A 23,658-nucleotide genomic window follows, 5' to 3' on the forward strand; every position below is an offset into this window, starting at 1 on the left:
CAAGAACAAGGACTCGTCACCAGCGTGGCTGCGCAATTTGCGTGCCCGCGGCGGGCAATTCCAAACGTCGACACCGATTGTTGCCAACAATGGTCGGACGACGAGGGATGGGAAGAATACCACCGCGAGGGATCGCTGTTTTTTGCTGCGCACCATTGTCCGAAGTGAGATGTCGATGAAGATTGCCGTACTGGACGACTACCAAGACGCCGTTCGCAAGCTGGATTGCTTCAGCCTGCTCCAAGACCACGAAGTCAAAGTGTTCAACAACACCGTCAAAGGCGTGGGGCAATTGGCCGCACGTGTGGCGGACGTTGAAGCCATTGTGCTGATCCGGGAGCGCACGCGTGTGACGCGTCAGTTGCTGGATCGCCTGCCCAAACTCAAGATCATCAGCCAGACCGGTCGCGTATCGCGCGATTCCGGCAGCCATATCGATCTGGATGCCTGTACCGACAAGGGGGTCGTCGTGCTGGAGGGCAAGGGCTCACCAGTGGCACCGGCCGAACTGACCTGGGCGCTGGTGATGGCCGCACAGCGCCGCATCCCGCAATACGTGGCGAGCCTCAAGCACGGCGCGTGGCAGCAGTCGGGGCTGAAGTCGACCACGATGCCGCCCAACTTCGGCATCGGCCGCGTGTTGAAGGGCCAGACGCTCGGCATCTTCGGCTACGGCAAGATCGGCCAGCTCGTGGCCAGCTACGGCCGGGCGTTCGGCATGAATGTGCTGGTGTGGGGCCGCGAAGGTTCGCAAGAGCGCGCCCGTGCTGACGGCCACGCTGTGGCCGAATCGAAGGAGGCGCTGTTCGAGCAGTCCGATGTGCTGTCCGTCCATCTGCGCCTGAATGACGAGACACGCGGCATCGTGACGGTGGCCGACCTCACGCGCATGAAGCCGACCGCCCTCTTCGTCAACACCAGCCGTGCTGAGCTGGTGGAAGAAAACGGCCTAGTGACCTCGCTGAATCGGGGGCGCCCCGGCATGGCCGCCATCGACGTGTTTGAAACGGAACCCATCCTGCAGGGCCACACCCTGCTGCGCATGGAGAACTGCATCTGCACGCCGCACATCGGCTATGTCGAGCGCGATAGCTATGAGATGTACTTCCGCGTCGCGTTTCAGAACATCCTTGATGTCCTGCAGGGCAATGTCGACAGCGTGGTCAACCCGACGGCACTGGCGCCAGCGTTGATTCGCGCGTAGCGCCAGTCTCGATCAATCAAGCCGCAGCGCGTAGCTGCGGTTCGCGGTTGGCCACATTGGCACCTGCGCCGTCAAAGCGGAAGCTGTCCATCGCCAGCGAGCCGTACGTGACCGTATCGACTACATGCTGAGCCTGCACGCCGCCTGGCGTGGCCTGGCTCGGCTGGCCCATGGCGGCACCGAGGGCCACGTACAGCGGCATCAGGTGCTCATCGGTTGGGTGGGCGTGGGCGGCGTTTGGCGCCTGAGCGCGGTAGTCGCAGAAGGCAGCGAAGTCGCCCGTGCGGATGCCCTCGGTCATCGCCTCGATCATCCATTCGCGGAACGCCGTTACCCACGGTTCGACCGGCACGCCGTGCTGGGCCATGCCGGGGCCACGCATCAGCGCGCGCAGGTTATGCGTGAAGCTGCCTGAGCCGACGATGAGCACGCCCTCGTCGCGCAACGGCGCCAGCGTGCGGCCCATCCCCATCTGGCAGGCGGGCGACAGGCCCGGCATGAGCGACACCTGCACCACGGGGATCTTCGCCTCGGGAAACATCATCATCAGCGGAATCCATGCGCCATGGTCCAGCGGCTGGCGCGGGTCGAGCGCCGTGGAGGCTTGCTCTTCCAGGCCGGGCACGACGCGGCCGTCGATCAGCGCGCGAATGCGCTCGGCCAGTTCCGGCGCGCCGGGCGGGGCATATTCCAAGGCGTAAAGCTGTGGCGGGAAGCCGCCAAAGTCATGCCACGCCTCCTGCTGCGCGCGGGCTGTCACGGCTGGGCGGCGCGTCATCCAATGCGGTGACACCACGACAATCGCGCGGGGTGCCAGCGCAGACATTTCTTGCCCAAGCGCGGCAAAGGCCTGCCCAACGGGGCCCGGGTCAACCGCCAGCATGGGCGAGCCATGAGAAAGATAGAGCACGGGAAGCATGTCAAATTTCCTGAAGAATATGCATGCCATTCTGCGCCCGTGGCGTTCAGGCAGCGTGCATGGATTTGCCGATGGGCGTCAGGAAAGTTGAATGAGTGCGCCCAGGTGCTCAAACACCCAGCAGTTCTTCGGCCACGGTCGGGTGCAGGCCGACCGTCGTGCGCAAATGCTTGAGCCGCACGCCCATGCGCACGGCCACGGCCAACGTCTGGATGATTTCGGGCGCGGCGTTGTCGACGATGTGCGCGCCCAGCACCCGTCCACTGCGCGCGTTGCACACTAATTTGATCAGCGATTCCATGCCGGTGCCCGCAAACCGCTGCTCCAGCGAGACGAAGCGGCGGACCACTACGTCGATGCGCTCGGCGGTGGCGCGTTTGTCGGTGTCGGCGGTGCGTTTGCCCAGCTCGGGCCAGCGCGTACGGGCTTCGGCCTCGGTCAGGCCCACGGCGGCGATGGCCGGATCGCAGAACACTGCCATCGGTACGGCATCCATGTCGGGCAGCTTGGCGCCCTTGCCGAACAGGCGTTCGGCGACGTAGTGGCCTTGCGCGGCCGCCACGGGCGTGAGTTGGATGGCGCTGCTGGCATCGCCCACGGCATGGACGCCGCGCACCCGCGTGCGGAAGTGGCGATCCACGGCGATGTGTCCGCGCGCATCGAGCGAAACGCCGGCTGCGCCCAGCCCGAGTCCAGCGGTGTTGGGCGTGCGACCGATGGCACGCAGCACACGCTGCGCGCGCAGCACGCGGGGCATGTCATGGCCGAGTTCGCTTACATAGACCGCGACACCATCGCCATGGATGGCATCGCGCTCAACGCGTACCACCTCGACATTAGCGAGGTGTTCGACACCGCAGTTGGCCAGTGCCAGCATGGCCGCTTCCGATACTGCCGCATCGAAGTTCGGCAGCAGCCGCGCTTCGCGCATCACCATGGTGACGCGCACGCCGAAGCGCGCCAGCGTCGAGGCCAACTCCACCGCCTCCGTGCCCCCGCCGATGATGATGAGCGAAGCGGGTAGCGTGTCCCAGCCCAATACGTCGTCGGGTGTGCCGGCGAGTTCGCCGCCGGGCACCGATAGCGGCGTGGCATGCGCGCCGGTGGCCAGCACGATCTGCCGGCCGCGCAACGTGGTTTTGCCGTGCTCGCCGTGCACGCGAAGGATGCCGCGCCCGCGCAATGACGCTATGCCGCTCAACCATTGCACGCCCGCCGTGGCCAGATAGGCGAGATGGGTTTCCCGCAGTCGCGCCACCTCGGCACGCGTGCGGGCGATGGCGTCGGCCCATGCATCGGATGGCGACACCACACGCAGGCAGCGTGCAACCGCTTGCGACCAGGTTGCGCCGTAGCCGAGCAGTCGCTTGGGCACACAACCATGGTTGACGCGCGTGCCACCCAGCTGGGCGCGATCGACCAGCAATGTGCGCGCGCCCAATTGCGCGGCGCGATGCGCGGCAGCCAGGCCGGCCGAGCCGGCGCCGATCACGATCAGGTCAAAGGGGGATGTCGCGCGTGCGGGCATGGCGGTGTCCGTCGAACAAGCGTTGGCCGGACGGCCATGGTGGCGCACCGGCGGGCTCGTCGCCCCCGCAGTGGCGATGGTTATGCCGCCGCCGGCGTGGCGAACCCGCGTGGAAGTTCGCGCAAGAAGGTTTCGCCGTCATGACGGCCGAGCGCATAGGCGTCGCGCATGGCGCCCGGGCGGGTGTAGTCCCAGCTTGAAATCGGCACTTTGCGCGAAGGCTGCACGTAGAAGCGGCGCTGCAGGCCTTCCGGCACGGGGGTGTCCAGGCGGAAATAGGTTGGACGCGGATACAGCCGCGTGACCAGCACCAGCACATCGCCCGGCGTGGGGTCGAGCGCATGCACCGGCACGTTGTCGACCATGCCGCCATCCAGCACCGGCCGCCCCGCGCGGCGCAGCACCGGCGTGAACGGTGGCGTGGAGGCCGATTGCAGCAGCAAATCGGCCAGCGCTTCCGGCGAGGCGCAATCCTGCGCGCGCACGAACTCGGGCGTAAAGCCCAGGCGCCGGCCCAACGTGGGGTGCAGCGTCTTGCGGACGTGCTTTTCGATGTTGTACGCAATCAGCCCGGCTGCCACGGCGGTCCGCGCACCCATCCAGCGCGGAATGTGCGCCACTCCGACGCGGATCTCGGGCGCCTGCGCCAGCCGCGCGAAGCGGCCTTCCCCGAACACGGTCAACAACGCCGTGCGATACATGCCGTAGTGCGGAAACACGCGCTCACCGCGCAGCAGGTTGCCCCAGTGGGCGTTGCGGGTGTTGTGGCGCAGGGCTTCGCCGTAGTAGTCCATCAGGTCGGCGGAATTCCAGGCGTGCAGCATGCACGCCGTCGATGCGCCCGCCGAGATGCCGGCAATCACGCGCGGCGCCAGGCTCAATTCCGGCTGCACGACATCCCACCAGCCGGCTTGCCACCAGCACCGGTTGCCGCCGCCGGCAAACACCATCTGGTCGAACACGGGTGCGGTCATGCGTTGACCGCCGCGCGCTCGGGTTGCGCGTGACGCAGGGCGGGCGAGTACTTGAGCGTATCGATGCACGCATCGACAAAGCGCTCGCGCTTGGTGGCGAGGCTGGAGGCATCCGGGTAGAACAGGTAGTCGCCCATGATGCCGCCAAACGATGCGTGGAAATGCGCCACCGCCAGTGGTACGTCCAAGTCAGCCGGCAGTTGGCCGCGCCGTGCGGCCTGGCCGATCATGTTGTTCAGCCGACCCAGGCCTTCTTCAAACGATTCTTGCTGGCGCTTGAGAATCGGGCTCGTGTCCTCCACGAACTCACACTTGTTGAACATGATGTCGAAGACCTTGCGCCAGTGCGCGTCTTCCACCAGTTGCTGGAGCACGAAGTTGGCCACCATGCGCAGTTCGCCCAGCGGGTCGTCCGATTCCACGTCCGGCGGCGAGCACAGCGTCTCCATCGGCAATTTCACGCGCTCGCACATGGCGGCGAACACGTCGGCCTTGTTACGGAAATGCCAGTAGATGGCGCCGCGCGTGACTCCCGCAGCCTGGGCAATATCGGATAGTGATGTGCGCGCTACCCCACGCGCATAGAACACGTCTTCGGCCGCATCAAGAATGCGGTTGCGTGTTTCAAGGGCTTCTTCCTTGGTTCGTCTGACCATGATGTTCCAGAGGAACGCCCGCACACCCCGCTGGCGTTCTTTCGATTTGCTTTTGTGCGGCGCACAAATATACGCAACGCAGTGTTTCATACTGCACAACGCTGCACCTGCCCGTTACGGTGACAGGCCCCGGGAATTGTTGTGCAGTGCCGCGACCCCGCGCCGTTCCGCCATTGCAACGAAGTGCGCAAAAGTTGCAATAAAGGCCCTTCGCTCGCGAAGGACCCTTTTTACATACATGCGTGAACGTATCTATAATAGCGCGCACTCCGTCGCTTGCCCATGGCCGTATGCACCACATCCGGGCTGGGCTTGCGCTTTGGGGCCGACACCGTGTCGTTGGTGCCCAGAGCGTCGGAGACTGTTCGCCGATCGCTCCTGTTTCTCAGCCTTCTGGCCTGCGTTGTTGCGACTTCGTCGCACAGGCCATATCGCATGCCGCCAGATGCGGCTAGCATCGGACGTTTTCGTTTTTGTGTTTTTTTTGGTTTCGCTGACGGTTTGCCGGCGCCGCATTCGTTTGCGTGGCGCCAGGTCTCTGGTATCCGCCGGCATCCGCTTATCGCCACATGGGGTCATCTATGACGAACACCCGCCGTTATCACCAACTCGCTGCCGCCGCATTCATGGTGGCGGCACTTGCAGCCTGCGGTAACAAGCAGGCACAAGGGCCGGGCGGCGCCGGCATGCCTCCGACCGAAGTCGGCGTCGTCACCGTGCAGCCGCACGCCGTTGGCCTGACCAGCGAGTTGCCGGGCCGCCTGGAAGCTACGCGTGTAGCGCAGGTGCGGGCGCGGGTTGCGGGCATCGTGCTCAAGCGTACGTATGCCGAAGGCAGCGACGTGAAGGCCGGCCAGCAGCTGTTCCAGATCGACCCGGCGCAGTATCAGGCGTCGCTCGACAGCGCGAAGGCGCAACTGGCGCGTTCGGAAGCCACGCAGAGCCAGGCGAAGATCAAGGCCGAGCGCTACAAGCCGCTGGTGGCCACCAACGCCATCAGCAAGCAGGACTACGACGATGCCGTGGCCGCCGCCAAGCAGGCCACCGCCGATGTGGCCGCCGCGCGTGCCGCCGTGGAAACCGCCAAGCTGAATGTCGGCTACGCCAGCGTGACCTCGCCGATCGCAGGCCGTGCCGGCCTGGCGCAGATCACCGAAGGCGCGCTGGTCGGCCAGGGTGAAGCGACGCTGCTGACGACCGTGCAGCAGATCGACCCGATCTACCTGACCTTCACGCAGTCGAGCACCGAGGTGATGCGCCTGCAGGAAGCGCTGAAGGCCGGCAAGCTGGCCAAGGCCGGCGGCGATGCCGCCAAGGTCACGCTCGTCACGGAAGACGGCCGCGCCTATGCGCAGCCCGGCAAGCTGTACTTCTCTGACCTGACGGTCGACCCGGCCACCGGCACGATCACGCTGCGCGCGATTGTTCCGAACGCCGACCGCACGCTGCTGCCGGGCATGTACGTGCGTGCCCGTCTGGAGCAGGCTGTGGACGAGCAGGCCATCACGGTGCCGCAGCAGGCTGTGACGCGCAGCCCGGATGGCGCCACGGTCATGATCGTGGATGCCGACGGCAAGGTGGCAGTGCGCCCGGTTCAGGCAGATCGCTCGACCGGTACGGAGTGGATCGTCTCCAGCGGTCTGAAGGCGGGCGACAAGGTCATCGTCGACGGTCTGCAGAAGGTTCGCCCGGGCGCACCGGTGAAGGCCGTGCCGTGGCAACCGGGCGCGGCGCCGGGCCAAGGCCAAGCCAAGCAAGGTCAGGGTGCAGCACCTGCTGCCAGCGCCCCAGCAGCAAGCGCCCCCGCTGCCAGCTCGCCGGCAGCCAAGCAGTAAACAAGGAGCCATCGCATGGCAAAGTTTTTTATCGATCGCCCAGTCTTTGCCTGGGTGCTCGCGTTGTTCATCATCCTGGCTGGGGCGATTTCGATCACCCAGCTACCGATCTCGCAGTACCCGACCATTGCGCCGCCGTCGGTCATCATCACGGCAACGTACCCGGGTGCGAACGCGAAGACGCTGGACGAATCCGTCACCAGCATCATCGAGCAGGAAATGAACGGCGCGGATGGCCTGCTCTATATGGAGTCGGTCAGCCAGGGCGGTAACGGCCAGGCCACCATCACTGTGACGTTCAAGGCCGGTACGGACCCTGCGCTGGCGCAGGTGGACGTGCAGAACCGCCTCAAGCGCGTGGAAGCGCGTCTGCCTTCGCAGGTGACGCAGCAGGGCGTGCAGGTCGACAAGGCCCGCTCGAACTTCCTGCTGTTTGCGACGCTGGCTTCCACCGACGGCAAGATGGACCCGGTGGCGCTGGGCGACTACATCTCGCGCAACGTGCTGAACGAAATCAAGCGCGTGCCGGGGGTCGGTCAGGCCATCCTGTTCGGTACGGAACGCGCCATGCGCGTCTGGATCGATCCGGCCAAGCTGGTCGGCTACAAGCTGACGCCCACGGATGTCTACAACGCGATCCGCGCGCAGAACGCGCTGGTCTCGGCCGGTACGATCGGCGATCTGCCGTCCGTCTCCGACCAGCCCCTCGCGGCAACGGTCGTGGTGGAAGGCCAGCTCACGACCACCGAGCAGTTCGGCAACATCGTGCTGGTGTCCAAGCCGGACGGCTCGCTGGTGCGCGTGAAGGATGTGGCGCGCCTGGAACTGGGCGGCCAGACCTACTCGACGTCGGCCCGCATCAACGGCCAGCCGATCTCGGCCATTGGTGTGCAGCTCTCGCCCACGGGTAACGCGCTGGGCACCGCCAAGGCCGTGAAGGCCAAGCTGGAAGAGCTGTCGAAGTACTTCCCGGCCGGCGTGGAATATAAGGTGCCCTACGACACCTCGAAGTTCGTCCAGATCTCGATCGAAGAAGTGGTCAAGACGCTGTTCGAGGCCATGGTGCTGGTGTTCCTGGTGATGCTGCTGTTCCTGCAGAACATTCGCTACACCCTGGTGCCGTCGATCGTGGTGCCGATCTCGCTGCTGGGCGCGTTTGCCGTCATGAATGCGCTGGGCTTCTCCATCAACGTGCTGACGATGTTTGGCCTCGTGCTGGCGATCGGTATCCTGGTTGACGATGCCATCGTGGTGGTCGAAAACGTCGAGCGGATCATGAGCGAGGAGGGCCTGCCCCCGCGCGAAGCTACGCGCAAGGCCATGGGCCAGATCACAGGCGCCATCATCGGGATTACGCTGGTGCTGATGGCCGTGTTCATCCCGATGGCGTTTTTCTCGGGCTCGGTGGGCGCGATCTATCGCCAGTTCTCGCTGTCGATGGTGTCGTCGATCTTCTTCTCGGCACTGATGGCGCTGACGCTCACGCCGGCACTGTGCTCGACGCTGCTCAAGCCGATCGAGAAGGGTTCGCACCACGAGAAGACGGGCTTCTTCGGCTGGTTCAACCGTATGTTCTCGAGCACCACGAACCGCTATCAAAGCTTCGTGGAGCGCATGCTGAAGAAGACCTTCCGCTACATGGTCATCTATGTTGCGCTGATCGCGGCGGTGGTGCTTCTGTTCATGCGCTTGCCGTCTTCGTTCCTGCCGACCGAAGACCAGGGCTACATCGTGACCAACATCCAGTTGCCGCCGGGTGCATCGGCCAACCGCACGTTGGAAGTGATCAAGCAGGTCGAGGCCTACTACAAGCAGGAAAAGGCGGTCGAGAACATCGTGGCCGTGCAGGGTTTCAGCTTCTCGGGCAACGGTCCGAACGCCGGTATCGTGTTCACCCCGTTCAAGGACTGGAGCGAACGCAAGGGCAAGGATCAGACCGCCGATGCGGTGGCCGGCCGTGCCTTTGGCGCGCTGTTCGGTGGCATTCGCGATGCGATCGTGTTCCCGCTGAACCCGCCGCCGATTCCGGAGTTGGGTAACGCGACCGGCTTTACCTTCCGCTTGCAGGATCGCGGTGGCCTGGGGCACGACGCCCTGATGGCAGCCCGCAATCAACTGATGGGGATGGCGTCGCAAAGCAAGATCATCACGGGTATGCGCCCGGAAGGTCTGGAAGATTCGCCGCAGTACCAGGTGGATATCGACCGCGAGAAGGCCAATGCGCTGGGTGTGTCGTTCACCGACATCAACGCCGTGCTGTCGACGGCGCTGGGTTCGGCGTATGCGAACGACTTCCCGAACTATGGTCGTCAGCAGCGTGTGATCGTGCAAGCGGACAAGATCAACCGCATGCAGCCCGAAGACATCATGAACCTGTACGTGCGCAACGGGCAGGGCAACATGGTGCCGATGTCGACCTTCGCGAAGGGCCATTGGATCGTCGGCCCGGTGCAGCTCGTGCGCTACAACGGCTATCCGGCGGTTCGCCTGTCGGGTGCGGCCGCGCCGGGTGCCAGCTCGGGTGACGCCATGGCCGAGATGGAACGCCTGGCCGCCAAGCTGCCGGCAGGTATCGGCTACGAGTGGACGGGCCAGTCGCTGCAGGAAAAGGCCTCCGGCTCGCAGGCGCCGGCGCTGTACGCGCTGTCGCTGCTGGCGGTGTTCCTGGTGCTGGCTGCGTTGTACGAGAGCTGGTCGATCCCGGCTGCGGTGATTCTGGTGGTGCCGCTGGGTGTGCTCGGCGCATTGCTGGGCGTGACGCTGCGCGCGATGCCCGATGACGTGTACTTCAAGGTCGGCCTGATTGCCGTGGTGGGCCTATCCGCCAAGAACGCGATTCTGATCATCGAGTTCGCGAAGGACTTGCAGGCGCAAGGCAAGGGCCTCATCGAGGCCACACTGGAAGCCGTGCACCTGCGGTTCCGCCCGATCATCATGACGTCGTTCGCCTTCATCCTGGGTGTGCTGCCGCTGGCGATCGCTACCGGCGCCAGCTCCGCCAGCCAGCGCGCCATCGGTACCGGCGTGATGGGCGGGATGATTACCGCGACAGTGCTGGCCGTGGTGCTGGTGCCCGTGTTCTTCGTGGTGGTCCGCCGCATCTTCAAGGGCAGCGAGCGTCAACGCCGCCTGGATGCCGCACATCGCCCGCTGGACGAGGAAATCTGAACATGCAGAACAAGATGACTTTCAGAACCCCCGCGCTGTTGCCGGCGCTCTTGCTGGCGGCCGGCGTGTTGTCCGGCTGCTCGCTGGCGCCGACTTACGAGCGTCCGGATGCGCCGCTCACGAGTACGTATCCGCAGGCACCGGCCGGCTATGCCGTGCCGGCTGACAGCGCCAAGCCGGGCGAGAACGCACCCCGTGCCGTCGACCTCGGCTGGCGCGAGTTCTTCCCCGATGCGCGCCTGCAGAAGCTGATCGGCCTGGCGCTGGAAAACAACCGCGATCTGCGAGTTGCCATGCTCAACGTCGAGGCCGCGCGTGCGCAGTACCGTCTGCAGATTGCCGACCTGCTGCCGCCGGTCAACGCATCGGCCACGTACACGCGTAGCCACACGCCGCCGTCGATTTCGCAAACCGGCGGTGACGTCTACACCAAGCAGTACCAATTGGGCGTGGGCGTCAGCAACTACCAAGTCAACCTGTTTAGCGTGGGCGACGTCACCGCGTCGGCGCGCGCCAGCTACCTGGCAACCGACGAAGGCCGCCGCGCCGCGCAGATCAGCCTGATCTCGCAAGTCGCCAAGGCCTATCTGAACGAGCGCGCCTACGCCGAGCAACTCGACTTGGCCCAGCAGACGCTGAAGGGCCGCGAGGACTACTACAAGCTCGCCAAGCAGCGCTTTGACGTGGGCGCCTCGTCGGCGCTGGACCTGCGCCAGACCGAGACGCTGGTCGAATCGGCCCGCGTGTCGGTGGCGCAGCTCACGCGCCAGTACGCCCAGGCGACCAACGCCCTGGTGCTGCTGGTGGGTGCGCCGCTGCCGGCCGACCTGCCTGCGCCGACCACGGTGTCGTCGGAAAAGATCGTGGCCGACATTCCGCCGGGTCTGCCGTCAGACCTGCTGGAACAGCGTCCCGACATCCGTCAGGCGGAGCAGCAGCTGATCGCTCGCAACGCCAACATCGGTGTGGCGCGCGCGGCGTTCTTCCCGAGCATCGGGCTGACGTCGAACGTGGGCACGGCCAGCACGGCGCTGCATGATCTGTTCAAAAGCGGCACGGGCCTGTGGTCGTTTGTGCCGAATCTGACGCTGCCCATCTTCAACTGGGGCACCAACATCTTCAATCTGGACTTGACCAAGACCAACCAGAAGATCGCGGTCGCTAACTACGAGAAGACGATCCAGACGGCCTTCCGCGAAGTGTCGGACGCCCTCGTGGCGCGCGGCACGCTGGAAGAGCAGGTGGCTGCGCAGAAGCGCTTCCGTGATGCCACGGCCGATCGCCTGACGCTGTCGGACCAGCGCTACCGCAACGGCGTGTCGAGCTTCCTCGACGTGCTCGATGCGCAGCGTGACCTGTTCAGCGCCGATCAGTCCTTGGTGCAGACGCGCCTGGCACGCCTGACCAACGCCATCGATCTGTACACGGCGCTGGGCGGCGGCATGCAGGAGCGCAGCACCACGGTGGCCGCACAACAAGCTCAGCCGACGGCCGCACCGGGCGTTGCGCCCGCCACGCCGGACATGACGCCGCAGAGCAAGTAAGAGTAAGCGCGCGTTTGCCGTACCCCGAGCCCGCCACTCAGGCGGGCTTTTTTTCGCCCGCAGTCTGGGCCGCGCGTTCGAGAAAGCGCAGCAAGGCGGCCTCCTCGCGCCGCAGTCCCTTGCGGGCGCGAGCGGGCGGCAGCGCAGTTAACTCGCCCGCCAGAAACGCGTCGATCACCGCGGGATGCACGTAGCACTTGCGGCACACCGCCGGCGTGTTGCCTAAGCGCTGAGCAACCGCGGCAATCGCTTCCACCACCTGCCGGCGCGCATCGGTCGCGCTGCTCGACGTGCGACCGCGCAGCAGATCCAATGCCAGCACACTGCCGGCCCACGTGCGGTAGTCCTTGGCGGTGAAGTCCGCCCCGGTGATCGTCTGCAAGTACGCATTCACATCGGCGGAGTCGACCGCGCGTCGCTCACCGGCTTCGTCGATGTACTGGAAGAGTTCCTGCCCCGGTAGATCCACACAGCGCCGGATGATGCGCGCCAGGCGCGGGTCTGATACCGACACGTCATGCTCCACGCCGCTCTTGCCGCGGAAATGAAAGCGCACCGTATTGCCGCGGACCTCCACGTGCCGATTGCGCAGCGTCGTCAGTCCATACGAGCGGTTCTCGCGCGCATACGCTGCGTTGCCGACACGCACCAACGTGACGTCCAGCAGGTAGATCACGGTCGCCAGCATCTTCTTGCGCGAGAGGCCTGGTGCCGCCAACTGCGCGGTGATGGCCTCCCGCACACGCGGCAATACCGCGCCAAAGGCCAGCAGCCGGCTGTACTTGTCCGCATCGCGAAAGGCGCGCCAATGTGCGTGATACCGATACTGCTTGCGCCCGCGCGCATCGCGCCCCGTGGCTTGCAGATGGCCGCTCGCATGCGGGCAGATCCACACGTCGGTGTACGCGGGCGGAATCGCCAACTTGTTGATGCGCGCGATGACAGCCGGATCGCGGATGCGCTCGCCACGCGTGTCGAAGTAGACGAAACGTCCGCGTAATCGGCGGCGGGTGTAGCCGGGGCGTGTGTCGTCTACGTAGCGCAGCGCCTCGGGCAGCGCATCAAGGGCGGCGGGTAAGCAGGTGGCAGCGGGCGCAGGGGCGGGTTCGGGAGCGCGTTCCACGGCAGAGGTCCAGGGATATGCCGGCCAACAGCAAGCGATGTTCCTCACCCCGCCGACGTCGCATCAAGGCCACGCTGCACCGTAGAAAAGTGGCAGAGAATGCGCTTTTCGCCACGGCAACCAATGGTCTTGCATCGGTAAACCAATTCAACTACACTGCACGCCCTCTGGGCGGTATATAATCCGCTGTTTCGCCGTCCACCCGAATACTGAGCAAGGGACCCGATGACCACCATCCGTCTGAAAGAAAACGAGCCGGTCGAAGTTGCACTGCGCCGCTTCCGCCGTGAAATCGAGCGCACTGGCCTGATCAAGGAACTGCGCGCCCGTACCGCCTACGAAAAGCCGACGACCGAGCGCAAGCGCAAGAAGGCTGCTGCTGTGTCGCGTACGCGTAAACGCCTGCGCTCGCAAATGCTGCCGAAGAAGCTCTACTAAGATCGCGCGATTGTTGCGGTAGCACCAACTGGGTGCTGCCGTTGGCGGTAGAAGTGAGTCGATTCCTGTCAATCGACCTCCGTTCCGCCGAGCTTGGCTTGTCGCGCCTTCAGGCGCACCCGGAAGCCCTTTCCGGATTCAGCCAATGCTCCACTCTCCGATACAGAAGCTAGCAAGACGTGGTTGATGGCCTGAGCGCCATTCTCCGCTGCTTCGGCGCGCCTGCGTGCGCCATCTCTGTTGCAAACGACTTCCGCCAGCGGTGATTGACCGGCTGGCTGTTGGCGTTTGCCGTCCGAGTTTGGTTGGCCTTCTCCATCCTATGCACGGCCATGGGGTGCCAGCGATTGGCGTTGTCGCCATCTCTTTACGCCATTTTGACGGGCGGTGCCCTACGCTGCAGGTATCTTAGCTGCGGCCGTACTGGGCCTTTCACGCCATGCCTACTGATTCCAAGGACTACTGGTTTCCCGCCAAACGTTATGGCTGGGGATGGGGCTTGCCTGCGCGCTGGCAGGGCTGGGTGGTGCTGGCCATCTACGCTGTGCTGCTGGCGGCGGGCATCGTCGGGCTGCGCCCCGGGCAGGCGTCGTCGATCGGGTTTGTGGTGTACGTCGTCGGCGTGAGCGCGTTGCTGGTGCTGGTGTGCTGGTGGAAGGGCGAGCCGCCGCGCTGGCGGTGGGGGAAGGGCTGATTGATTCAGTCACCCACGCTAGCTAGGACGCGGCATGGACGGTGTACAGATGCACTTCCGATGGCGAGAACAATCGAATCGGCACATCGCTCATGCCGACCCCTCGGCTAGTGAGCAACTGGCCACCGTCCGGCAGGGCAAAGAAACCACTGGCTAACCGTGGATCGCCGGAACCTGATGGCAGCACGATGGGGCGTCCGTCCGGGCGCGCGATCTGTCCGCCGTGCGTATGGCCGCAGAACGCCAGATCGAACGGGTGGGCCGTTACGTGCCGCAGCCCCAGCGGCGAATGCATGAGTAGAAGCCGGCGAGGGCCGGCGTCGGCAAATGTCCGGTCGGCATCCGGTTGCCCGACGCCGGGTTCGTCGAGCCCGCAGACGTGGAACGCGTCGTAGGGCGCGGGCAGGCGCACCGCTTCGTTGACCAGTATGCGCACGCCAGCGGCTTCCATCTGCGTCCGGATGAACCCGTCATCTACCCACAGATCGTGATTGCCGAAGACGCCGAACTTGCCTGCGGGCGCGTCCACCTCGCGCAGGCGTGCCGCGAGCCCTGTGATGTGACGGTGATGCAGCGAGACGAAGTCGCCGCCGAGCAGCAGGAGGTGCGGTGCAAAGTCCGCGATCGCATCGCGCACGGCATCCAGCAAGCGTGGGTCGGTGAGCGGGCCCGCATGAAAGTCGGAGGCGAACGCGATTTTCAGCGGCTGCGCCCATGACGTGCCCAGAGGCAGCATGACGTCACGGCGATCGACGTGGAGTCGACCTTGCAGCCGCAGTGCATGTGCGATGCGGGCGGCCCAGCCGTTTGCATAGAAGAGCGCCTCGGCAGATTCGCCTGCCTTGCGCCACCAGGTGTAGTACCGGCCTCGGCCCATGGTTGGAGATGGAACGAAAGGATTCGCGCGGACTGCCGATGGGCGCTTGCACTCACAACACGCGCCGCGCCTGTCCATCGCCAGAGTGGCCAGATTATCGACCCCGCCACCGGAGTCCGCCATGTTGTGCAAGCTCTGACGGGCGTGACCGAAGACCGCGTTTCGCGCTGGTGGCCTATCGGTGTCGCTCGACTTGCTGCGCCCTTTTCAAGTGCGGGCCGGCGCGCCGCTCCAGCAGCGTAACGAGCTCCGGCTGCATGAACGCATAGTCATCGGGAATATCGAGGCACACGATACGCTTGCCGCGCAGTTGCCGGCCGAACCGTTGAGTCAGGCGGCGCTGATGGCTGCGCTCCATCACGAAAACGATGTCGGCCCAGTCGAGCTGCTCGGCGTCGAGCGGTACGTCGGCGTCCGGGGCGAGGCCCGATGAATCCGTTTCCACGCCCGGCCACTGCGCGAATACGGTCTCCGCCGTGGGGCTGCGTAGCCGGTTGCGGCTACAGATAAACAGGGCGTTCATGGCGTCAGGTGCTGCGGGATGCTGCGGCGATCGATGCACGGTAGCCCGCCGGCAGGTTGTCCGGTAGCGCATCTGGCGGGAACAGCCCCAGCCGCTTGTGCTCATGACTGAGCACCGGCTCGAACGCGCTGATCAGCGTGCAGCGATATGTGGCAATAAACACATGCTTGCCTGGTACGACCTCGAACAGGTACGTATCGAGTGGTGCGCCGACCTGCACGGCCAGGTGCAATTCTTCTGCAATCTCGCGGGCAAGACATTCGGTGGAGGACTCGCCCAGCTCGATGCGCCCGCCGGGCAGCTCCCACTCTTCGCGTTCATTGAGCAGCAGGACGACTTCCCCGCTGGGGGCGCGCAGCACGCCTTTGACCGAGACGGGATAGGTAGACATGGTGCCGATGCAGAACCTAGTGACGGGTTGGGGATGGCTTATCTAAGCCATTTCAATGTGTGGCGGCTTCTGGTGTGTACTAACTTGTGTACTAAAAACATCATCCGCCGCCGGACTGCCTCCGGTTCAACTGGGACTTCTCTGGGCTGATTACAGGCCGCTGCCTTTTTCTCGCTGGTAGATTTCTGTGATGTCTGCCAAGCGCTGAATTTGTGCTGCCACAGATTCCGCGAATCCCTTTGCGGCCGCATTGGTAGCGGCCGCAGTGTCACTTCCGGTCTCGGTCGCAATGTTTGCGACTAGTTCCAGAAGTGCGACAGTAGGGATGACAACCGAAAGTTTTGCGACGCGCTGCTCCGGCTTGTCTTGCTCGCCGTCGGCGGTGGTCGCATGAAACATAATTCGCGAGATTGGCATGCCCACCTGCAGGCTGGAGACGCCATCTGCGTATAGCTCCGGTAAGTTGTCAGGTACCAAGCAGTCGAAACCACTTTCTTCGGAGCGATGCTCAATCTTGCGGGGCATGGTAAGGCACCTGTTCAATTTGGCTGAAACGGGAAATAAACACTGCGCCCGACGTGCTTCGAAAGGGCAAGCTGATGACCTTTGTTGGGGCTTCGATGGCTGATTGCCTGGCGGGCCAAGCGCGAATACGCTGTGTGATGCCATGCCCAGAACTGGCTGCGCTACGAATCAACTGAAATTCAGGCGCATTCTCAATCGCGCCAGCAGCATCTTCCGACTCGAACGATTCGGCGACCAGAGCTTTTGGGGAGACATCTCGCGTTTCGGCTAAGAAACGGGAGTACGGAACCATCTTTGTTATGAGCGCCACATCAAAGAAGGCAGCCACTTTGAGAAGTGTGTTCAACGACATCCTGCCGTAGCTCGGGTCTTCCAGGCGCGCGACTGCCGACTGCCCCCCAAGCTTCAATGCCTTCGCGAGCTGGCTCTGCGTCAGCTTACGGTCAAGGCGCATTTCCTTAATTTGAAACGCCAAACCCTGTTGGAGATGTGCCTTAACGTAGGCGTCCCGGTACGGTTTGCGGCGAAGCTTTGCGAGCTGTGTCGTTTTCATCATTTTCATCCTTGTCCCACACCACAGCTGAGGCGACGCCAGCGTCGATTGCTTCGCGACGCTTTTCGCATGTCTGCACCGCGTCGGGGGGGACAAACTTACTACCCTTCTCGATGGCCCATATCAGAAGCGTGAAGCGTCTGGCTGAGGGGCCAAAGTACCCCAAAGGCCGTTGTTCCGTGTTTTCAGCTTTGAATCTGAACTCGAAGAAATCTCGATACGCGTTCTTGTGCTCTGGCCGCAACTTGTGTGCAGCAGGCCGGACCCACTGCTCTCTGGGCCGTACGGAAAGAAATTCCCAATGCACATCAAACGCCGCCTGCAAGTCGTCAGATGCACGTTCGTAGTGTTTGCGAACCTCTCGGCGCCCCCCGGGCGCTTGGTGGTCTCGTAGCCACCATAGCTTCTCAGTCATCAGACTATATCACTTATTTGTGATTATCCAGGTGTGGCTCGCTGGCTCCGGCGGAGGGCAATACTCTTTCACTTTGCAGCACACTGAATACGTGCCAACGACGTGCTCTCAACGATCCGAGCGCCTTTCTCACCATCGGCCACCATCACTACAGCGTCTTTGGTCAGTAGAGCCGTGAGCTTATCGCTGCGCTCGATGACATTGCCCCTCAGCGTTGAACCGTCCGCCAGCGTGATGCTGGTTGGTGCAACTCCGGCGCGAACCTGACAGGCCTGTGTCTCGAACAGAGACTTGCCTTGGTAGTGGCTGCCCAGAATCCACAGCACTGCAGGCGAGATCAATATGGCGTAGTAGCAGAACGCCGTACCCAGCAGCAACACGCCTGGCACTGCCGAAGTGCGGTCAAGCTCGAAGTTTTCGGACCACCAGTTCCGTATGCTGGCGGCCATTCTCCGGAGCCAATGGGGCTCGCGCGTCGCCTCGTTCTTCCTGCGGATGGCCGTCAGCACGATCAACGCCCCGCACAGAACTGCCGCTCCTATGCCCCACATCCAGCATCTGTAGGCGCCGTAGAAACCAAGCAGTGCAAGGCTCTGCAGCGACATCGCGGAGAGGTTCCTTGGGTAGTGGGCAGCTCCCCAGTACCCGAGCATGTAGGCCTCTCCTGCGACCCACGCAGCGATGCCCGTCAGCGTCATAAACAACGCCACGAGCTTGAACGGATCAATGGAGGCGGGCCACTTCGATGGCGGCACCTCGCGTGGTGACCCTACAGCTTGCGCGGCGCTATCGGATGGAACGTCTCTCATTTGCGAGCCGCTGGCCAGTCGGACAGGGCGAACACCCAGATGGTGATGACGTTGACGAGCGGGACGAGCATCAGAAGCGCCCACCCGGATGAATAGCCCGCTTTTCTGGCAATCAATCCGGCCGGCAACAAATAGACAAACAAAAGCACCAGCAGCACGATGAGCCAGTGCCAAATGCTGAACGAACCCATATACCTCTCCCTCTAGTTGTTTGTGTGTCGGCATCTGTCTGTGCCTGCGATAGCCTGCGAAGACTAACGCAACCAGGCCACCCCACGATAGAAGGGGGCTGCGCTCACACTACGACGCGAGATGTTGATGCGACGCAGTTTCGCGGGTTTGGCTCAGATCAGATATAAAAAACTCTTCGCACGAAACTTCCACTGCATCCGGCAGGATTGCCCCTAGGCCACACGGCCACATAAAAACGTCCTGGGAGGAGTTCAATATGCGAGCCATCGCAGCAATCGTTGCCTGCGCGTTCATCGCTTTCGCGCTACCGGCAGAAGCTAAAGGCAAAGGCGGTAGCCGACCTTCCTATTCAGGCAGCAAGCACACCAGCAGCCACGGCGGCTCCTATGCCGGTGGCAGTGGCTCATCGCATAAGGGCGGGTCGTATCGGAATAGCCAATCCGGCGATCGGTATGGGAAGCATGGTGGATAGCTAACTTTTCACTCTTACCCAGCGCCACACTTTCGTTTGAATGGCGCTCCCAATCGTGCAATCCTGACCACCTACTGCGAGAAACGAATGGCCGCACGACGACCGGCAGCAAAAAGGGCAGCTCGTAAGCAACCAGCCGTTAAGCGGCGTCGGACCCAAGCGCAGATGTTCATGGACGAGCTTCGCCGTCTTTCAGGTGAAGAGCAAGCGCTAGTGCCCAACCTGCGTCTGCGCGATAGCCTTGGTTGGGACGAGGTTCGTTACAAGTCCGTCAAGTCTCGCTTGAATGCGGAAGGATTGCTTGTTGTTGATTTGCACCGAATCCTGACCCAGGATTTGCATCGAAAACTGACCCACCCCAAAGGCTGTTAGGTGTCGCTTTGTGCGGGTTGTTTGGCGGTGCGTTTCTCCTTCTTGGGCTGGGTGGTGCTGTGCTTGAAACGATAGCTATCGTTGCCGGTTTCAACAATGTGGCAGTGGTGCGTGAGGCGATCCAATAGCGCGGTGGTCATCTTGGCGTCCCCGAAGACGCTGGACCATTCGCCGAAGCTCAGGTTGGTGGTGATGACGAGGCTGGTGCGCTCGTAGAGCTTGCTGATCAGGTGGAACAGCAATGCGCCGCCGGTCTGGCTGAACGGCAGATAGCCCAGCTCATCGAGGATCACCAGGTCGGCATACATGAGTCGCGTGGCCAGGTGTCCCGGCTTGCCTGAGACCTTCTCCAGTTCCAACGCGTTGACGAGCTCCACGGTCGAGAAGAAGCGCACTCGACGGTGATGGTGCTCCACGGCCTGCACGCCGATGGCGGTGCCGAGATGGGTCTTGCCCGTACCTGGGCCGCCGACCAGCACGATGTTGTGCGCCGACTCGAGGAACTCGCAGCGGTGAAGCTGCCGCACCAGTGCTTCGTTGGCCCCGCTGCAACTGAAGTCGAAGCCGGTCAGGTCTCGGTAGGCTGGGAAGCGCGCCACCTTCATCTGATAGGCCAGCGAGCGCACCTCGCGCTCGGTGAGCTCGGCCTTGAGCAGACGCGACAGGATGGCCACGGCCGACTGGTAGGCCGGCGAGTCCTGCGCCGCCAGGTCGCCCAGCGCTTGTGCCATGCCGTGCAGCTTCAACGACTTGAGCATCTCCAACATGACTTCATGCTGCATGATGCACCTCCCGATCTCGCAAGCTGTCGTAGCGGCCGACGTTGGCCTGCGGTTCGACGTGCAGCGCCAGTGCCTGTGGTGAGGTGATCGGTGCCACGGGCTCGCCTTCCAGGAGGCGGCTGAGGATGTTCAGGATGGTTTGCTTGGACGGGGCACCCGCCTCCAGTGCGAGCTCCACCGCAGTGAGTACGGCCTGTTCGTCGTGCAACAGCACCAGCGCCAGGATCTCGACCATCTCGCGATCGCCACCAGGGCGTTTGAGCAGTGTGGATTGCAGGCGTCGGAAGCCCTCTGGCAGTTCGGCGAACGGTGCGCCGTTACGCAGCGCACCGGGCTTACGCTGCAGCACCGCGAGGTAGTGGTGCCAGTCATAGATTGTGCGCCCCGGAAGATGGCTACGGTCGATGTGCCGCACGTGCTCGGCAATCACCTGGCCTTCGGCCACGAACACGAGCCGATTGGCATAGACGCGCAGACTGATGGGCCGGTTGGCAAACGACGCCGGTACGCTGTAGCGGTTGCGCTCGAAGGTCACCAGGCAGGTTGGTGAGACGCGCTTGGTGTGCTCCACAAAGCCATCGAACGGCTGCCCCACGGGCATCAGGTGTGGCCGCTCCAGCGACCAGGCCTCCCAGAGGGTCATGTCCAGCTCAGGATGGCGGGTCTGCTGCCACAGCCGTACGCACTGGTCGGCCAGCCAGTCATTAAGTGCCGCCAGAGAGCCGAATGCAGGGATGCGTTGCCAGATGCGGTGACGGCTGTCCTGCACGTTCTTCTCTATCTGCCCCTTCTCCCAGCCCGAGGCCGGGTTACAGAACTCGGCGTCGAACAGGTAGTGGCTGACCATGGTGCTGAAGCGCAAGTTGACGTCACGCAACTTGCCCAGGCGCACGCGATCCACGGCGGTCTTCATGTTGTCGTAGATGCCGCGACGCGGGATACCGCCCCAGGCCACAAAGGCGTGGTGATGGGCATCGAACAGCATCTCGTGGGTCTGCAGCAGATACGCGCGCAGGAAGAATGCGCGGCTGTGGCTGAGCTTGAACTGAGCCACTTGCAGCTTGGTGCGCTCGCCGGCGATGACCGCCCAGTCCTCGCTCCAGTCGAACTGGAAGGCCTCACCCTCTGCGAAGCGCAGTGGGATAAAGGTGCCTCGCCCCGACGTGCGGGCTTGCTCCTGTTGCTCCTGGCGCCAGCGGCGAGCGAATGCGGCAACGCGATCGTAGGAGCCGGTGAAGCCCAAGGCACACAGATCAGTGTGGATCTGCTTGAGTGTGCGCCGTTGCTTGCGTGGCTTGTTGGCCTCGGTCTTGAGCCAAGCGGAGAGCTTGGCGGCATGGCCGTCGAGCTTGCTCGGACTCTGCCGTGCAGGATAGGCCGGTGCCGTGGTGTCAGCGCGCAGATAGCGCCTGACCGTGTTCCTGGAGATGCCCAGGCGTCTGGCGATCTCGCGCAGCGGGATCTGGTCGCGAAGATGCCAGCGTCGAATGATGCTCAGTATGGCCACGTCGATCACTCCGATCTCCCGCTCGTTGCCGAGCGGGACAGTGTTCTATACGTGGGTCAACATTCGATGCAAAAACCTACCTCGGGTGGGTCAGGATTCGGTGCAAATCAACACCTAGGCCGCCTTGGCCGAGCTTTGCGATGATCTGGTTGCTATATTTGTCCAACAAGTCAGTGGCTGTTTTCGCGTTCTCAGCGCTCGGCAGCCCAGCAAGAGAAAGCAGCCCGTTTGCATATGCACGACGATCCGCCTCCGCACCTGTAATCGCAGCCGGAGCGAGTTGCGAGATGTTCTGCAACTGAGAGATGACCGTTTGGGCCGATGTGTTCTGATCGCGCAGTTGCCCCCACCGATCCTGCATCTGCTTAACTGCGCCTGCAGCAAAGCCCTCAGATCCAAATGGCGCCTGCGCAGCCATGGGGCGCGGACCATTTTGCTGTGGTGCCTTGCCGCCATAGTTCTGCTGCTGGGTCATAACTTGACCAACATAGGACTTGGTTTCATCTGGCAGCATCTTCCACGGGCGACCCGCAGCAATCCACTTGTCGGCGTTATCAGGACCCCAGTTGTATGCAACTGCAGCGTCGGCATCATTGCCGTAGCGCGTCTGCATTGCCGTGGCGTAGTCAGCTCCAACGCGTTGCAATTCTTCCGGCGTGTTGTTGGCGGCTGGCCGCACCCCAAAGCCCGGGCTAGCGGCAGTAGTCGGCATCGTCTGCATGCTCCCCACGGCTCCCTTTGGACTTACAGCGCCCATGTTGCCGTTGCTCTCCGTTTGGCGTACAGCGTTTTGGAATGGCGTGAAGCCCGGAATACCTTGACCGCCCGGAGCACCGCCACGCGCAGCATCAGCAGCTTGCGTAGTGGTTTGATAGACGTAACCGCCTTGGCCGTTGTTGGCACTCGGGTCCCAAACTTGATTTAGCTGATAGTCGCCCTTGGCGCGAGACTCGGCGCGGTATTGCGCGCCATAGCCCTGTTCAAGCTGATCGGCGGGGACAACTTCCGTGCTTCCGGTTTGCGGGTTGAAGAAGATAGGGGTCCGCAGAGCCGTAGGCGCGATGTAGTTTTCTTTCTTCGCATAACTACGCATCGCATCAAGATACTCTGGCGTACCGTAACCGTACGTAGCAGCAAAGTTCTTCTGCACGTCGGTTGGCATTGCGAACGCCAGCGACGGGTCGTACTTTGCCGCCATGTCCATTAGCTGCGTTCCACCTGGCCGCCCAGTCAAATTCATTGCCAATCCAAGCTTTGCCCACTGGCTCGGAGACCGTCCAAAGATCAATGGCGCGCTTCCCTGTGTTGCCGGAGCTTGCATTGATTGCGGCACGCTGTTTGGCAATACAGGCGAGAGTAAGCCGGCAGACGGATTTGCCTGGAGCCCAAGTAGGCCAGTCGGCTGGGATGGAGCCGATTGGGGTTGCTGACCGTCGCTCATGGCGTCCTGCATCAGCTTCATGCCCAACATGCTTTGTTGCATCTGGACGCCATTGCCGATGCCTTGTTGCAGCCCCTGTAGACCCATGCCCAGCGCTTGGCCATTGCTAACCGGCATACGAGAGGGGCCAGATGCTGCAAGCATGCCTTGAGCAAGCCCAAGCATGCCTGCTGTTTTGGGGTTGGCAAGCATCCCCATCAGACCGCTGCTGAAGTCGCTGCCAGCGTTGGGGTCGCTGCTACCTGTACCGCCGAAATCAAAGAATCCCATGGTTGTGTCCTGTAGTTAATGAATGGAGAGGCCTTTTCGGTCGTCCTCAGCGGCATCAGGTGTTGCGCTATCGAGCTTTGTTTGCGCCTCGATCTGATCGACGCACCCTTGGGCGCCAGCCATCACCGCTTGAGCGGCTGCCACCGGGTCTCTGATTCCCGTAGTCAACTGATTGAGGCAGTTGGTCAGGTAGAGGTGCAGGTTCTGCAGTTCCTCGATGCCAGCCATCAGGTGTTTTCGTTCAACAGCTGCTTCATCAAGGCTTTTCGCAACCGGCACCACGTGGGCATGTATCAACCGCAGCCACGACAGAGTTGCGTTTAGGGTCAGATCGAAGCTGGCCGTTTGCACCTGTAGATCGATGTCTTCCATTGCAATCTCCTCAGGGCAACGGTGTTGCAGCTGCGCTGCAGCTCTCCGCGTAGATGAAAGGAAGCCCCCTTGGG

General features: G+C 63.1%; 23 protein-coding genes. 7 read left to right on the forward strand and 16 right to left on the reverse strand.

What is annotated here, in order from left to right; all coding sequences use genetic code 11:
* The first annotated feature begins 175 nt into the window (after positions 1–175).
* The gene (locus tag ACN9M1_RS17035; protein WP_426396238.1) at positions 176–1,204 is read left to right on the forward strand and encodes a D-2-hydroxyacid dehydrogenase family protein; all 1,029 of its coding nucleotides are present in this window, start codon (positions 176–178) and stop codon (positions 1,202–1,204) included.
* Between the two features lie 16 nt (positions 1,205–1,220).
* Here the strand turns inward: ACN9M1_RS17035 and ACN9M1_RS17040 are convergent, their stop codons facing one another.
* The 4 genes from ACN9M1_RS17040 to ACN9M1_RS17055 form a co-directional block, all read right to left on the reverse strand.
* A complete protein-coding gene (locus ACN9M1_RS17040; RefSeq protein ID WP_426396240.1) occupies positions 1,221–2,123 on the reverse strand; it encodes a DODA-type extradiol aromatic ring-opening family dioxygenase in 903 nt (300 codons plus the stop codon).
* A gap of 109 nt (positions 2,124–2,232) precedes the next feature.
* Positions 2,233–3,651 (reverse strand): dihydrolipoyl dehydrogenase family protein, encoded by a 1,419-nt coding sequence (locus tag ACN9M1_RS17045; RefSeq protein WP_426396241.1) that lies wholly within the window; start codon positions 3,649–3,651, stop codon positions 2,233–2,235.
* Between the two features lie 80 nt (positions 3,652–3,731).
* Positions 3,732–4,625, reverse strand: a complete 894-nt coding sequence (locus ACN9M1_RS17050) for a patatin-like phospholipase family protein (RefSeq protein ID WP_426396243.1) — start codon at positions 4,623–4,625, stop codon at positions 3,732–3,734.
* Positions 4,622–5,281: a TetR family transcriptional regulator gene (locus tag ACN9M1_RS17055; protein WP_426396245.1), complete on the reverse strand. Its 660-nt coding sequence runs from the start codon at positions 5,279–5,281 to the stop codon at positions 4,622–4,624. Before ACN9M1_RS17055 ends, ACN9M1_RS17050 begins: the two co-directional genes overlap by 4 nt.
* 581 nt (positions 5,282–5,862) lie before the next feature.
* On the opposite strand from ACN9M1_RS17055, the gene ACN9M1_RS17060 reads away from it, so the two are divergent.
* Genes ACN9M1_RS17060 through ACN9M1_RS17070 form a run of 3 tightly spaced genes read left to right on the forward strand, consistent with a single transcriptional unit; the run spans position 5,863 to position 11,828 of the window.
* Positions 5,863–7,116 carry an efflux RND transporter periplasmic adaptor subunit gene (locus ACN9M1_RS17060; RefSeq protein WP_426396247.1) on the forward strand — a complete coding sequence of 418 codons (1,254 nt, stop codon included), beginning with the start codon at positions 5,863–5,865 and terminating at the stop codon, positions 7,114–7,116.
* Positions 7,117–7,131: 15 nt separating this feature from the next.
* On the forward strand, positions 7,132–10,284 hold the full coding sequence (locus ACN9M1_RS17065; RefSeq protein WP_426396248.1) for an efflux RND transporter permease subunit: 3,153 nt from the start codon (positions 7,132–7,134) through the stop codon (positions 10,282–10,284).
* A 2-nt stretch (positions 10,285–10,286) separates the two neighbouring features.
* On the forward strand, positions 10,287–11,828 hold the full coding sequence (locus tag ACN9M1_RS17070) for an efflux transporter outer membrane subunit (RefSeq protein ID WP_426396250.1): 1,542 nt from the start codon (positions 10,287–10,289) through the stop codon (positions 11,826–11,828).
* A gap of 37 nt (positions 11,829–11,865) precedes the next feature.
* Here ACN9M1_RS17070 and ACN9M1_RS17075 read toward each other — a convergent pair whose 3' ends face one another.
* Positions 11,866–12,951: a DNA topoisomerase IB gene (locus tag ACN9M1_RS17075; protein WP_426396251.1), complete on the reverse strand. Its 1,086-nt coding sequence runs from the start codon at positions 12,949–12,951 to the stop codon at positions 11,866–11,868.
* Between the two features lie 225 nt (positions 12,952–13,176).
* Between ACN9M1_RS17075 and rpsU the strand changes: the two genes are divergently transcribed.
* Both rpsU and ACN9M1_RS17085 read left to right on the forward strand, forming a co-directional pair.
* The gene (rpsU, locus tag ACN9M1_RS17080) at positions 13,177–13,389 is read left to right on the forward strand and encodes a 30S ribosomal protein S21 (protein ID WP_003262970.1); all 213 of its coding nucleotides are present in this window, start codon (positions 13,177–13,179) and stop codon (positions 13,387–13,389) included.
* Positions 13,390–13,828: 439 nt separating this feature from the next.
* Positions 13,829–14,083, forward strand: a complete 255-nt coding sequence (locus ACN9M1_RS17085) for a hypothetical protein (RefSeq protein WP_426396253.1) — start codon at positions 13,829–13,831, stop codon at positions 14,081–14,083.
* A gap of 22 nt (positions 14,084–14,105) precedes the next feature.
* On the opposite strand, the gene ACN9M1_RS17090 is transcribed toward ACN9M1_RS17085, so the two are convergent.
* From ACN9M1_RS17090 to ACN9M1_RS17120, 7 genes are all read right to left on the reverse strand, one after another.
* Positions 14,106–15,083, reverse strand: coding sequence for a metallophosphoesterase (locus tag ACN9M1_RS17090; protein WP_426396255.1), 978 nt, complete (start codon positions 15,081–15,083; stop codon positions 14,106–14,108).
* Between the two features lie 52 nt (positions 15,084–15,135).
* Positions 15,136–15,483 carry a low molecular weight protein tyrosine phosphatase family protein gene (locus ACN9M1_RS17095; RefSeq protein WP_426396257.1) on the reverse strand — a complete coding sequence of 116 codons (348 nt, stop codon included), beginning with the start codon at positions 15,481–15,483 and terminating at the stop codon, positions 15,136–15,138.
* Between the two features lie 4 nt (positions 15,484–15,487).
* The gene (locus ACN9M1_RS17100) at positions 15,488–15,874 is read right to left on the reverse strand and encodes an NUDIX hydrolase (RefSeq protein WP_426396259.1); all 387 of its coding nucleotides are present in this window, start codon (positions 15,872–15,874) and stop codon (positions 15,488–15,490) included.
* 150 nt (positions 15,875–16,024) lie between these two features.
* Positions 16,025–16,399: a hypothetical protein gene (locus ACN9M1_RS17105; protein WP_426396261.1), complete on the reverse strand. Its 375-nt coding sequence runs from the start codon at positions 16,397–16,399 to the stop codon at positions 16,025–16,027.
* Complete coding sequence (locus tag ACN9M1_RS17110) at positions 16,383–16,961, reverse strand: helix-turn-helix transcriptional regulator (protein ID WP_426396263.1); 579 nt, start codon at positions 16,959–16,961, stop codon at positions 16,383–16,385. The genes ACN9M1_RS17105 and ACN9M1_RS17110 overlap by 17 nt, the downstream gene beginning before the upstream one ends.
* 474 nt (positions 16,962–17,435) lie before the next feature.
* Positions 17,436–18,065, reverse strand: coding sequence for a hypothetical protein (locus tag ACN9M1_RS17115; RefSeq protein WP_426396264.1), 630 nt, complete (start codon positions 18,063–18,065; stop codon positions 17,436–17,438).
* 107 nt (positions 18,066–18,172) lie between these two features.
* On the reverse strand, positions 18,173–18,367 hold the full coding sequence (locus ACN9M1_RS17120) for a hypothetical protein (RefSeq protein ID WP_316883357.1): 195 nt from the start codon (positions 18,365–18,367) through the stop codon (positions 18,173–18,175).
* A gap of 644 nt (positions 18,368–19,011) precedes the next feature.
* Between ACN9M1_RS17120 and ACN9M1_RS17125 the strand changes: the two genes are divergently transcribed.
* On the forward strand, positions 19,012–19,212 hold the full coding sequence (locus tag ACN9M1_RS17125) for a hypothetical protein (protein WP_426396266.1): 201 nt from the start codon (positions 19,012–19,014) through the stop codon (positions 19,210–19,212).
* On the opposite strand, the gene istB is transcribed toward ACN9M1_RS17125, so the two are convergent.
* From istB to ACN9M1_RS17145, 4 genes are all read right to left on the reverse strand, one after another.
* The gene (istB, locus tag ACN9M1_RS17130; protein ID WP_426394882.1) at positions 19,209–19,994 is read right to left on the reverse strand and encodes an IS21-like element helper ATPase IstB; all 786 of its coding nucleotides are present in this window, start codon (positions 19,992–19,994) and stop codon (positions 19,209–19,211) included. The genes ACN9M1_RS17125 and istB overlap by 4 nt on opposite strands.
* Positions 19,984–21,510 (reverse strand): IS21 family transposase, encoded by a 1,527-nt coding sequence (gene istA, locus ACN9M1_RS17135; RefSeq protein ID WP_012760797.1) that lies wholly within the window; start codon positions 21,508–21,510, stop codon positions 19,984–19,986. The genes istB and istA overlap by 11 nt, the downstream gene beginning before the upstream one ends.
* A 67-nt stretch (positions 21,511–21,577) precedes the next feature.
* Positions 21,578–23,212, reverse strand: coding sequence for a lytic transglycosylase domain-containing protein (locus tag ACN9M1_RS17140; RefSeq protein WP_426396268.1), 1,635 nt, complete (start codon positions 23,210–23,212; stop codon positions 21,578–21,580).
* A gap of 15 nt (positions 23,213–23,227) precedes the next feature.
* Positions 23,228–23,584: a hypothetical protein gene (locus ACN9M1_RS17145; RefSeq protein WP_426396270.1), complete on the reverse strand. Its 357-nt coding sequence runs from the start codon at positions 23,582–23,584 to the stop codon at positions 23,228–23,230.
* Positions 23,585–23,658 lie beyond the last annotated feature (74 nt).

The organism is Ralstonia sp. R-29, assembly GCF_049913345.1.
GTDB lineage: Bacteria > Pseudomonadota > Gammaproteobacteria > Burkholderiales > Burkholderiaceae > Ralstonia.